The organism is Acidovorax sp. (assembly GCF_022763525.1).
Lineage (GTDB): Bacteria > Pseudomonadota > Gammaproteobacteria > Burkholderiales > Burkholderiaceae_C > Acidovorax.
In genome coordinates, this window is record NZ_JALEGG010000249.1 from 25,754 (window position 1) to 36,572 (window position 10,819).

The window sequence follows — 10,819 nt, forward strand, 5'->3', positions numbered from 1 at the left end:
AGCAACCTGCCCCATGCCCACGCCTGCTGCTGCAAATCCTTCTCCCACGGAGACCGCCCAGGTCCGTGGCGCCTGCCCGCACGACTGCCCCGACACCTGCGCGCTGCTGACCACCGTGGACGAGCACGGCGTGGCCACCCGCGTGCAGGGCAATCCCGCCCACCCCCACACCGACGGCGTGCTGTGCGCCAAGGTCAGCAAGTACACCGAGCGCACGTACCACGCGGAGCGGGTGCTCACCCCCCTCAAGCGCACCGGCGCCAAGGGCAGCGGGCAGTTCGCACCCGTCAGCTGGGACGAAGCCCTGGCCGATATTGCGCAGCGCCTGCAGGCGATTGCGGCCCGCGCGCCCGAAGCCATCCTGCCCTACAGCTACGCTGGCACCATGGGCATGGTGCAGGGGGAGAGCATGGACCGCCGTTTCTTCCACCAGTTGGGTGCATCGCAGCTCGACCGCACCATCTGCGCCTCTGCCGGGGCTGAAGCCCTGGTGCAGACGCTGGGCGGCAAAGTGGGCATGAAGGTGGAGTTCTTTGCCGAGGCGCAGCTCATCCTGATCTGGGGCAGCAATTCCATCGGCAGCAACCTGCACTTCTGGCGCTATGCGCAGCAGGCCAAGCGCAATTGCGCCAAGCTGGTATGCATTGATCCGCGCCAAAGCGAGACGGCCGACAAGTGCCATGAGCACATCCAGCTGCGCCCCGGCACCGATGCCGCGCTGGCGCTGGCGCTGATGCACGAACTCATCACCAACGACTGGCTGGACCACGACTACATCGCCCGCCACACGCTGGGCTGGGAACCGCTGCGCGAGCGCGCCCTGCAATGGCCGCCCGAGCGCGCGGCCGACATCTGCGGCATTCCTGTGGAGCAGATCCGCCAGTTGGCCAAGGACTACGGCACCACGAAGCCCGCGGCCATCCGGCTCAACTACGGCATGCAGCGCGTGCGCGGCGGGGGCAATGCCGTGCGCGCCGTGGCCTGCCTGCCGGCCCTCACCGGCGCGTGGCGCCACCGCGCGGGCGGCCTGCTGCTGTCCAGCTCCGGCCAATTCCCGGCCCAGCGCGCGGTGCTGCAGCGGCCGGACCTGATGCCCGCGAAGACACCGCGCACCATCAACATGTCCACCATTGGCGACGACCTTCTGCGCGAGGCCTCGCCCGCCTTCGGCCCGAAGGTGGAGGCCGTCGTGGTCTACAACAGCAATCCCGTGGCCGTGGCGCCTGACTCGGGCAAGGTGGTGCAAGGCTTTGCACGCGAAGACCTGTTCACGGTGGTACTGGAACACTTCAAGACCGATACGGCCGACTACGCCGACTACATCCTGCCCGCCACTACGCAGCTCGAGCACTGGGACGTGCACCTGAGCTATGGCCACACCGACGTGCTGCTCAACCGCCCCGCCATCGCACCGCAAGGCCAGGCGCGCAGCAACGCGCAGATCTTCCGCGACCTGGCCGCGCGCATGGGCTTCACGGACCCCTGCTTTGCCGACAGCGACGAGGCGCTGTGCCGCCAGGCGTTTGGCGACGCGGTGGACTACGCGCTGCTGGAATCGCAAGGCTTTGCGACGCTGGCGCTGCCCGACGCGCCGTTTGCGGACGGCGGCTTCCCCAGCACCAGCGGCAAGTGCGAGTTCTACAGCGCCCGCTTGGCCGCGCAGGGCCTGGACGGCCTGCCCGACCACCTCCCGAACTACGAGCTGCAGGGCGCAGACACCCGCTACCCGCTGGCGATGATCTCGCCGCCCGCGCGCAATTTCTTGAACTCCACCTTCGTGAACGTGCAAAGCCTGCGCACCGTCGAGGGCCGCCCGCTGCTGGAGATCCACCCCGACGACGCCGAGGCCCGCGGCATCGTGAGCGACGCCGTGGTGCGCGTGTTCAACGACCGCGGCAGCTACCTGTGCCACGCCACCGTTTCGCGCCGCGCGCGGCCGGGCGTGGTCAACGGCCTGGGCATCTGGTGGCGCAAGATGGGGCTGAACGGCACCAACGTGAACGAGGTGACCAGCCAGGCGCTGACGGACCTGGGGCGGGCGCCGACGTTTTATGACTGCCTGGTGGAGGTGGAAGCCCTCGCCGCTGCCCCAGCTTCAGCCGGAGCGCACGCAGCGTGAATTCGCTATTTCTTTGATAGCTTTTAGCGCTTACCAATCAAGCGCTAGAGGCATATTTCGCTTCAAAATCCGGCCTCCCACACCCAGGGGATGCCATGAGGGCGCACGCGCCCTCTTGAAAAACGGCGAACCGCTTCCAGTTCAGGAACCGGAAGCGCTGGAGACTGGAACCCCACCGCCTTCGGCGCTCCGTTTTGTTGTTGAACCACTGACGGAGGTTTCGCCATGTACCGATCCCTTTTTGCACGCGACATGTTCGCGGAGATGGATCGCCTGCAACGCGAAATGCAGCAGGCCTACGATCTGTCTCCCACCATCCGCGGCTTCGCCCGCCACGGATTTCCCGCCATCAATGTGGGTGGCACGCCCCAGAGCATCGAAATCTACGCATTTGCGCCCGGCGTGGACCCGGCCACGCTCGAAGTGAACCTGGAGCGCGGCCTGCTGAGCATTGCGGGCGAGCGCAAGAGCCCGCTGGCCAGCGCGGATGCCAAGGCCACGGCCCACATCAACGAGCGCTTCGACGGCCGCTTCAGCCGCGCGATCACCCTGCCCGACGACGCAGATCCGGACGCCGTGAACGCGCAGCTGCGCGACGGCGTGCTGCGCATCTCCGTGCAGCGGCGCGCCTCGGCCCAGCCCCGCCGCATTGCCGTGCAGTGAGTGCGCAGTCCGCCGCGCCCGCCCCTCTCGAAGAAAGGACCCCATTTCCCAGGAGAAAACACCATGCGCAACGATGTACAGACCTCTCCCCGCGTATCGCCCAGCACGGCGGGCGCCCCGCAGCAGGCTACGCGCTACAGCGACGTTGCACTCACGCCGCCCGTGGACGTCATCGAGGACACCAACGGCATCACACTCTACGCCGACCTGCCGGGCGTGCACCGCGACAAGCTGAATCTGCAAATCGAGTCCGACACGCTCACCATTGAAGCGGAATCGGACCTCAGCGTGCCCGAAGGCCTCACCTCCAGCCATACAGAAGTTGGTCTGGCGCGCTTTCGCCGCGTTTTCACGCTGAGCAAGGAGCTGGATACCGAACGGGTGTCCGCCGAGCTGTCCCAGGGCGTTCTGACGCTGCGCATCCCCAAGGCGCAGCACGCGCAGGCACGCCGCATCGAGGTTCAGCTGGCCTGACAGCGTGCGCCCGTGTGCACAGGCGCAGGCGCATCGCCCCCTGCGCCGTGTCCGTCACCGCGTCCATTGCTGGCCAAAGAACTGCACCACCTGCGACTCCAGCTCCGCGTGGTAGGCCACACGGTCAAAGCCCGCCGGGTTCGCCGCGGCATCGCCCGCGTCGGACGGCAAGGCCTGGCTGGGCTGGGCCATGAAGGCGAAGTGGCCCGCGCCCGGCACGGTGGCTGCCCGTGCCGTGGCCAGGTGCGCCGCCACGTGCCCACCGTGGTATCTGCCCGTCAGCACGGCGTCCTGCTCGGCCACGCGCAGCAGCACCGGCACGCTCACGGCCTTCAGGCTGTCGGGGGTGAACACGACGGCCATGGGCGCGAGGGCCACCACGGCGCGGATGCGCGCATCCGGCACGGAGACCAGGGTGCCGTCGGGCGCCGTGACAGCAGGTGCGGCAGCGGCCGGCTGCGGCGCCTTGGGACCTTTGGCCAGGGCGCAGAAGCCTGGGTCATCCTGCACGCCGCGGCAGTGCTGGGCGGCGCGGGCGGGCTCGGCCTGCGCGCCAGCCAGGGCCAGCACGGTGTAGCCGCCAGCCGAGTGTCCCAGCGCGCCGATGCGGCCCGCGGGAATGCGCGCGCTCCACTCCGGGCTGGCCAGCAGCGCGTCGAGCACGCGGCTGATCTGGCGCGGACGCTCGCCGAAGTAGCGGCCCGAGGTGATCATGGAGCGGTCCTGCCAGTTGTCGCCGGGGTGGCGCACGGCAGCCACCAGATAGCCTTCGGCGGCCAGGCGCGTGGCCAGGTTGTGGTGTGCCAGTTCATTGCCGCCCGTGCCGTGCGAAACCAGGATCAGCCCCTTGAGCGGTTCGGCGGACACCGGAGCCCCCAGGCTCACCACAGGCCGCCAGGGGCCCAGCTGTACCACGCCCGCGCTGCGCGCGGTGGGGTAGAACAGCGCGACATTCACCGGCTCGTCGCCGGGCACGACAAGGGTGCGCAGGCCGGCGTGCTGGGCCGACGCGGCGCCGGACAGCGCGGCCAGCGCCACGAAGGCGGCGGCGGTGAAGGGGCGGATGTGCCGTGCGGCAGAGCGCAGGGCCAGAAGGAGGAAGTGGGTCACGGTGCGCCTTTCGTCGGTGGTGCCAGGAGCCGCCACCGTGCGAGGGGGTAGTGGCGTCTTCGCGGCACTGTAGGCGCCGCGTGCCCGCACGGGGAGCGGCATGCGACGAAATGCCCATCGGCGGCGCGAAACGCTGGGCAAAAGGCGCGAGACGGTGCCGCCTGGCTCCCCTTAGAACGTGTTTACGATCTTAGGGCCGCAGCGTCACTCCAGCGCCTGCAGCAGGGCGCGCGCTGCAGGCTCTGACGACGCGGGGTTCTGCCCGGTGATGAGCAGCCCGTCGGCGACCACGTGCGGCTTCCAGTCGGCCTGCTTGGTGTACAGGCCACCGTGGGACATGAGCATGTCTTCCACCAGGAAAGGCACCACATGCGTCAGGCCGGCGGCGGCTTCCTCGCTGTTGGTGAAACCCGTCACGTTCTTGCCGCGTACCAGGGGTTTGCCGTCCGGCGCCTTGGCATCGCGGAGCACGCCGGGGGCATGGCACACAGCGGCCAGAGGCTTGCCAGCGGCCAGTGTGGATTCGATCAAGGCGATGGAGCGCCCATCGCCCGCGAGGTCCCACAGCGGTCCGTGGCCGCCAGGGTAGAACACGGCGTCGAACTGGGCAGCATCCACCTCCGACAGTTTCAACGTGGCGGCCAGCTCGGCCTGGGCGGCGGCATCGCCCTTGAAGCGGCGCGTGGCGTCGGTCTGCGCATCGGGTGCGTCGCTCTTGGGGTCCAGCGGCGGTTGACCGCCCTGGGGGGAGGCCAGGGTGACCGACGCGCCTGCGTCCTTGAACACGTAGTACGGGGCGGCGAACTCTTCAAGCCAGAAGCCGGTTTTCTTGCCGGTGTCGCCCAGCTCGCCGTGGGAAGTGAGAACCATGAGGATGCGGGGCATAGCTGTCTCCTTCTAGGGCAGGGTGAAAACGTTGATCCTTCTACCGTACCCCCGATGGCTGCCGCTGTGCGTTGCCCCGGCGCAGTTTGCGGCGTCGGCTTACAGCGCGGCTTCGAGGACGCGCCGGCTCACGGCGGGCGTGATCTCGCGCTGCTCGCCCAGCTGCAACATGCCGTGCGCCTCCAGTTGCGCCACTGCGGCGTTCACCGTGTCCATGCCCAGGCCGTAGCCCGACAAGCGCGTGGCGATGCCCATGCTTTCAAAGAAGGCACGCGTGCGCTCGATGGCGGCGCTGATGCGCTCGTCGTCGGTGCCGGTGGTGATGCCCCACACGCGCTCGCCGTACTGCAGCAGCTTGGCGCGTTTGGCGCTGCGGCGCTCGTTCAGCAACGCGGGCAGCACGATGGCCAGCGTGCGCGCGTGGTCGATGCCGTGCAGCGCCGTCAGCTCGTGGCCGATCATGTGCGTGGCCCAGTCCTGCGGCACGCCCGCGCCGATCAGCCCGTTCAGCGCCATGGTGGCGGCCCACATGAGATTGGCACGGTCGTCGTACACGGGCTCGGGAGCGGTGAGGAGGCGCGGGCCGATCTCGATCAGCGTCTGGAGGATGCCTTCGGCAAACCGGTCCTGCACGGGGGCGTTGACGGGGTAGGTGAGGTACTGCTCCACCGTGTGCACGAACGCATCGACCACGCCGTTGGCCAGCTGCTGGGGCGGCAGGGTGTAGGTCTTGGTGGGGTCGAGCACCGAGAACACCGGGTAGGTGTGCACGCTGCCAAACGACAGCTTGGCGCCCTTGGCGCGGTGGGTGATGACGCCGCCGTTGTTCATCTCCGAGCCCGTGGCGGGGAGCGTGAGCACTGAACCAAATGGCATGGCGCCCTTGACATTGCGGCCGTGCTTTTCGAGGATCGCCCACGGGTCGTCGCCCTCGAAACGCACGGCGGCGGCGATGAACTTGGTGGCGTCGATCACCGAGCCGCCGCCCACAGCCAGCAGAAAGTCGAAGCTGCCCTCGCGGATCTGCGCGACGGCTTTCATCGAAGTCTCGTAGCTCGGGTTGGGCTCGATGCCGCTGAAGGTGGCGTGCTGGCGCTCGCCCAGCGCAGCGCGCACCTCGGCCAGCGTGCCCGTCTTTTCGGCGCTGGCGCCGCCCACGAGGATCAGCACCTTGGCAGCAGCAGGCACGAGCTTGGCCAGGTCGGCAATGCGGCCCTGGCCGAAGGCGATGTGGGTGGGGTTGTGGAAGTCGAAGTTCAGCATGGTGGGGCGTGTGGGTTGGTGGGGCAGGCCAACGGTGGTGGCGAGCGCAAGCGGGTCATTGTGGGGCGCCCGCTGCCGGCGCGCAGGTCGCCCACCGGACAACCCTGCAAGCCCCGTGGCGCGACTACGCGACGGCACCCTGTCCCTGCGCAAGTGCCTGCAACCGCGCGGCCATGAAGTCGCGCAGCGCACGCACCAGCGGCGTGATCTGGTGGCGGCTGGGCGCCACGAGGTACAGCGGTACCGCCTCGGTGGTCCAGTCCGGACACAGCGGCACAAGGCGGCCGGCGGCCAGGTCGTGCGCCACGTCGAAGTAGGACTTGTAGGCAATGCCCTTGCCCAGCACGGCCCAGCGGCGCACGGCATCGCCGTCGTTGGCCACGTTGCGGCTGCGCACGCGCACCTGCACCTCATCGCCTGCCGCGTCCCAGAAGCGCCAGCGGTCGTGCACGTCGCCACCGAGCATGAAGCACAGGCAGTCCCGCTCGGCCAGCGCGTGCGGCGAATCGGGCGCGCCGTGGGCTGCAAGGTAGGCCGGCGCGGCGCAAAGCACGCGGTGGTGGTCAAGCGCCAGCGGCAGTGCCACCAGGCCCGAGTCCTGCGGCTTGCCGTAGCGAAAGGCCGCATCCACCGGCTCGCTGTAGACATTGGCCACGCGGTCCGATAGCTGCAGGCGGAGGTCGACGCCCGGGTGCTCCGACTGGAACGCGTCGAGCCAGGGCAGCAACACGTTGCGCCCGAGGTCCGATGGGGCTGCCAGCTGCAGCATGCCCGTGAGCGCGCTGGCCCGCCCACCCTGCAGCTGGCCGCGCACCTGGTGCAGCGCGGCCAACGCGGGGCGGCACTGCTCCAGGAAGAGTTCGCCCTCCTGCGTGAGGCGCAGGCTGCGGGTGGAGCGCGCGAACAGCGCCACGCCCAGCTCGGACTCCAGCCGCTTGAGCGCGGCGCTGGCGGCGGCGGGCGTGAGGCCGAGTGCTCGCGCGGTGGCCGAGAGGCTACCGCTGTCCACGGTGCGCACAAAGATGTCGAGGTCCTGCAGGCTTTTCATTGGCGGTCACGTCTGGTGGGCGGTTTATTCAAATTTTCTTTGAATATGGATTCAATCAACACCCCATTTGCAAACAATCCAATTAAACCGACCATTGGCGCATTGTTTCAACCCATCCAGGACCCCGCACCATGAAAGCCATCGGCTACACCCATCCCGGCGCTATCGACCACCCCGGCGCCCTCCTCGACATCACCCTGCCCGCCCCCGTGGCGACCGGGCGCGACCTGCTGATCGAGGTGCGGGCCGTCTCGGTGAACCCTGTGGACACCAAGGTGCGCAAGGGCACGGGCCCTGCCGAGGGGCAGCCCTACAAAGTGCTGGGCTGGGACGCCTGCGGCATCGTGCGTGCCGTCGGCCCGGACGTGACACTCTTCCAGCCCGGCGACCGCGTCTGGTACGCAGGCTCCATCGCCCGGCCCGGCACCAACAGCGAGTTGCACCTGGTGGACGAGCGCATCGTGGGCCATGCCCCCCGGTCGCTCGACGACGCTGAGGCTGCCGCGCTGCCGCTCACGGCCATCACCGCGTGGGAGCTGCTGTTCGACCGCTTGGGCGTGGTGCCCGGCAAGCAGCCCACGAACAAGACCTTGCTCATCATTGGCGCGAGCGGCGGCGTGGGCTCCATCCTCACGCAGCTGGCAGCGCGGCTGACCGGCCTCACGGTGATCGGCACCGCGTCGCGCCCCGAAACGCAGGCCTGGGTGCGCGAACTCGGCGCCCACCATGTCATCGACCACAGCCAGCCGCTCGCGCAGGAGCTGGCGCGCATCGGCCACCCGGTGGTCGACATCATCGCGAGCCTCACGCAGACCGATGCGCACTTCGCGCAGATCGTCGAGGCCATTGCGCCCCAGGGGCAGTTCGCGCTGATCGACGACCCCGTGTCGCTCGACGTGACGAAGTTCAAGCGCAAGTCGGTGTCGGTGCATTGGGAGCTGATGTTCACGCGCGCCTTGTTCGGCACGGCCGACATGATCGGCCAGCATCGCCTGCTCACCGAGGTGGCCCGGCTGGTGGATGCGGGGCTGATCCGCACGACGCTGGACCAGCGGTTCGGCACCATCAACGCCGAGAACCTGAAGCGCGCGCACGCGCTCATCGAGAGCGGCAAGGCGCGGGGCAAGCTGGTGCTGGAGGGGTGGAACTGACAGCAGCGGTCGGCAGCCATCCGGGCATTTGTATCGGCCTGCAACATACTGTGTTTAAAAACAGCATCTCCGGTATAACACGGGACTTCACCACACCAGGAGATTCCCCATGCTGGACCACATGACTTTCCGCGTCACCGACATTGCCCGCGCCAAGGCGTTCTACAGCGCCGCCCTGGCCCCGCTGGGCTACAGCCTGTCCTTTGAAGGCAACTACGGCATGAACATTCTGGGATTTGCCTACCCGGATGCGTCCGAGCCCGATGGCAAGAAAGCCGACGTGTGGTTCATCGACGGTCCTTCACCCTACGGCGGCCCACCAGCGACCACGGGTTGCCACCTGGCGTGGCGTGCGCAAGACCGGGCGCAGGTGGATGCCTTCTACCAAGCGGCGATCGCTGCCGGCGGCAAGGACAACGGCGCGCCGGGCCTCCGGCCCGACTACCACGCGAATTACTACGGCGCCTTTGTCATCGACCCCGAAGGCAACAACGTCGAAGCAGTGTGCCACCTGCCCGGCTGAAAACGCGGGGCGCGGCGGCGGGGCTGGCCGCAGCCGCCTCCGCTGCGCTTCATCCGATTTTGCTATCTACTTGATAGCTTGCAGCGCTTGATACATCAGCGCTGGCGCCTATTTTTCTTTCAAACCGCTGCGGCGCCAGCGTACGCCAATCTTATGCAGCCGGCGCGGCGATGGTCTGGTCGATGGCGCCAAAGATGCTGGCGCCGTCCTTGCCCTTGACCTCGATGCGGATCGTGTCGCCGTACTTCATGAACTCGGTGGTGGGCTTGCCGTCCTGGATGGTCTCGATGCAGCGCTTCTCGGCAATGCAGCTGTAGCCCTTGGGCCATTCCATGCGGCCGTTCTGCTCCACACCCTTGTTGCTGACGGTGCCGCTGCCGATGATGGAACCGGCGCGCACGTTGCGCGTCTTGGCCACGTGGGCGATCAGCTGGCCGAAGTGGAAGGTCATCTCGGGCCCGGCGTCGCACATGCCGACCTTGCGCCCGTTCCAGGTGGATTGCACCGTGAGGTTCACACGGCCGTGGTCCCAGGCGTCGCCCAGCTCGTCCAGCGTCACGGCCACGGGGCCGAAGGCGGTGGCGGGCTTGCTCTGGAAGAAGCCGAAACCCTTGGCCAGTTCGGCGGGGATCAGGTTGCGCAGGCTCACGTCGTTGACGATCATCACCAACCGGATGCCGTCCAGCGCCTGGTCGGGCGTGGTGCCCATCTTCACATCGCCAGTCACCACGGCGATCTCGGCCTCGAAGTCGATGCCCATGGCCTCGCTGGGGACCACTACGTCGTCGCAGGGTCCGATGAAGTCATCGCTGCCGCCCTGGTACATCAGCGGGTCGGTATAGAAGCTCTCGGGCACCTCGGAGTTGCGCGCTTTTCGCACCAGTTCAACGTGGTTGATGTAAGCCGAGCCATCGGCCCACTGGTAGGCGCGCGGCAGCGGGGCCATGCATTGGGCGGGATCGAAGGGGAACGCGTGGCGGGCGCGCCCGCTGTTGAGCTGGTCGTACAGGTCCTGCAGCTGGGGAGCAATGAAGCCCCAGTCGTCCAGCGCTTGCTGCATCTTGCTGGCAATGCCGGTCGCATAATGGGCTGTGCCCAGGTCACGGGAGACGACAACCAGTTGGCCGTCGCGCGAGCCGTCTTTGTACGTAGCGAGTTTCATGGTGGCAGGACCTTTGTCTCAGAGGTTGATGGGCACCCCTAGCGAAAATTACGCTTGGGTAAATTGATTTAACTAAACAAAACGCCCAAATTTTAGTGCACATGGACAAAGAACGTGCAGGAATTCAATCGGTCGAGGTAGGTTTCGCCCTGCTGGAAGGCCTCACCCGCTCGCGCGGACCCCTGATGCTCAAGGATGTGGCGGCCTCGGCAGGCATGAGCGCGGCCAAGGCGCACCGCTATCTGGTGAGCTTTCAGCGCCTGGGCCTGGTGACGCAAGATCCCCGCACGGCCCGCTACGACCTGGGCCCGGCGGCCCTCAAGCTGGGCCTGGCCTCGCTCACCCGGCTGGACGGGGTGCGGATGGCGCGGGAGCGCATGCCTGCCCTGATGGAAACCATCGGCCATACGCTGGCATTGGC

At 67.8% G+C, this 10,819-nt stretch carries 11 protein-coding genes; 6 read left to right on the forward strand and 5 right to left on the reverse strand.

What is annotated here, in order from left to right:
* The first annotated feature begins 13 nt into the window (after positions 1–13).
* The 3 genes from MRY84_RS19215 to MRY84_RS19225 all read left to right on the forward strand — a co-directional run bounded on the left by MRY84_RS19215 (position 14) and on the right by MRY84_RS19225 (position 3,256).
* The gene (locus MRY84_RS19215; RefSeq protein WP_291507288.1) at positions 14–2,119 is read left to right on the forward strand and encodes a molybdopterin oxidoreductase family protein; all 2,106 of its coding nucleotides are present in this window, start codon (positions 14–16) and stop codon (positions 2,117–2,119) included.
* A gap of 225 nt (positions 2,120–2,344) precedes the next feature.
* Complete coding sequence (locus tag MRY84_RS19220) at positions 2,345–2,782, forward strand: Hsp20/alpha crystallin family protein (RefSeq protein WP_291507289.1); 438 nt, start codon at positions 2,345–2,347, stop codon at positions 2,780–2,782.
* Between the two features lie 63 nt (positions 2,783–2,845).
* Positions 2,846–3,256 (forward strand): Hsp20/alpha crystallin family protein, encoded by a 411-nt coding sequence (locus MRY84_RS19225; RefSeq protein WP_291507290.1) that lies wholly within the window; start codon positions 2,846–2,848, stop codon positions 3,254–3,256.
* 54 nt (positions 3,257–3,310) lie between these two features.
* Here MRY84_RS19225 and MRY84_RS19230 read toward each other — a convergent pair whose 3' ends face one another.
* The 4 genes from MRY84_RS19230 to MRY84_RS19245 form a co-directional block, all read right to left on the reverse strand.
* Positions 3,311–4,366, reverse strand: a complete 1,056-nt coding sequence (locus MRY84_RS19230) for a hypothetical protein (protein ID WP_291507291.1) — start codon at positions 4,364–4,366, stop codon at positions 3,311–3,313.
* Between the two features lie 204 nt (positions 4,367–4,570).
* Positions 4,571–5,251, reverse strand: coding sequence for a type 1 glutamine amidotransferase domain-containing protein (locus MRY84_RS19235; RefSeq protein ID WP_291507292.1), 681 nt, complete (start codon positions 5,249–5,251; stop codon positions 4,571–4,573).
* A gap of 99 nt (positions 5,252–5,350) precedes the next feature.
* Positions 5,351–6,514 (reverse strand): iron-containing alcohol dehydrogenase, encoded by a 1,164-nt coding sequence (locus MRY84_RS19240; RefSeq protein WP_291507293.1) that lies wholly within the window; start codon positions 6,512–6,514, stop codon positions 5,351–5,353.
* A gap of 124 nt (positions 6,515–6,638) precedes the next feature.
* Positions 6,639–7,562: a LysR family transcriptional regulator gene (locus MRY84_RS19245; protein WP_291507294.1), complete on the reverse strand. Its 924-nt coding sequence runs from the start codon at positions 7,560–7,562 to the stop codon at positions 6,639–6,641.
* A 131-nt stretch (positions 7,563–7,693) separates the two neighbouring features.
* On the opposite strand from MRY84_RS19245, the gene MRY84_RS19250 reads away from it, so the two are divergent.
* Together MRY84_RS19250 and MRY84_RS19255 are read left to right on the forward strand one after the other, a co-directional pair.
* The gene (locus MRY84_RS19250; RefSeq protein ID WP_291507295.1) at positions 7,694–8,713 is read left to right on the forward strand and encodes a zinc-binding alcohol dehydrogenase family protein; all 1,020 of its coding nucleotides are present in this window, start codon (positions 7,694–7,696) and stop codon (positions 8,711–8,713) included.
* Positions 8,714–8,822: 109 nt separating this feature from the next.
* Entirely contained in the window at positions 8,823–9,236 is a 414-nt protein-coding gene (locus MRY84_RS19255; protein ID WP_291507296.1) for a VOC family protein, read from the forward strand.
* A 151-nt stretch (positions 9,237–9,387) separates the two neighbouring features.
* Here the strand turns inward: MRY84_RS19255 and MRY84_RS19260 are convergent, their stop codons facing one another.
* The gene (locus tag MRY84_RS19260) at positions 9,388–10,398 is read right to left on the reverse strand and encodes a fumarylacetoacetate hydrolase family protein (protein WP_291507297.1); all 1,011 of its coding nucleotides are present in this window, start codon (positions 10,396–10,398) and stop codon (positions 9,388–9,390) included.
* Positions 10,399–10,499: 101 nt separating this feature from the next.
* Here MRY84_RS19260 and MRY84_RS19265 point away from each other — a divergent pair.
* The coding region (locus MRY84_RS19265) for a helix-turn-helix domain-containing protein (RefSeq protein ID WP_291507298.1) at positions 10,500–10,819 on the forward strand (320 nt) is incomplete at its 3' end.